At 44.8% G+C, this 774-nt stretch carries 1 protein-coding gene and 1 pseudogene; both read left to right on the top strand.

Features of this window, described 5'->3' with window-relative positions:
- A pseudogene (locus tag A3738_RS09535) lies at positions 1 to 371 on the top strand (hypothetical protein); the annotation flags it as partial.
- Positions 368 to 774: type III pantothenate kinase (locus A3738_RS09530; protein ID WP_156504153.1), on the top strand; the 407-nt coding region annotated here is incomplete at its 3' end. The pseudogene A3738_RS09535 and the gene A3738_RS09530, both read left to right, overlap by 4 nt.

The raw sequence follows: 774 nt of genomic DNA, 5'->3' as shown, positions 1-774 counted from the left end.
AGGCTACCGGTAGCTGGCTGGTAACCATTGGTATAGGAATGAATGTGAGCATGAGTGAACGTCAGGCAAGTCAAATTGATCAGCCTTGGACTGCGATCGCTCAGCATGTAGACGTTGAAAGAAATGAATTGGCGGGTCGGTTATTGGAGAGCCTGCTGAATAATATGTCGATTTTTAGAGAAAAAGGGTTTGAGGCATATGTCGATGAGTATGGAAAGTTTGATGCGCTAAAAAATCGTTCAGTGAAAGTGATTGGGCCTGATGTAGAGGGCGTTGCTTTAGGTGTTGATTTGCAGGGCGGATTGCAGTTAAAGGTAGATGATGGAGTGAAGGTGTTTCATTCAGGTGAAGTGAGTGTGCGTCCAATATGATTCTGCAATTAGACGTTGGGAATACTAGAGCTAAATGGCGAGTGTTTGATGGTGATAGGGTATTTGGTCGCGGCGCAGAGTTGCAAGAGGATCTGTTAGATGTGCTATGCCAACAGTTGCCNAATGATGAGGATCTCTCGGTTCAGGTAACTTCGGTTGCCGGTAATCGATCGCTCGAAGATCTCATTAATTCATTAAAGTGCCGTTTTAATGTGTCTTCTATATATATAGCTCGCTCCGTAAAGCGTATGGGTGAAGTCGAATTTGGCTATAAAATTCCAGAGCATCAAGGTGTCGATCGATGTCTTGCGATGCTTGCGGCTTACTCAAAGTGCTTATCGGACTATAAGGGTGTCGTGGTTGTCGATGCCGGAAGTGCTTTAACTGTTGATGTTGTGAACTG

The organism is Oleiphilus sp. HI0066 (genome assembly GCF_001635725.1).
Note: the sequence above shows the minus strand (reverse complement) of the source record. Positions and strands in the feature narration are given on the sequence as shown.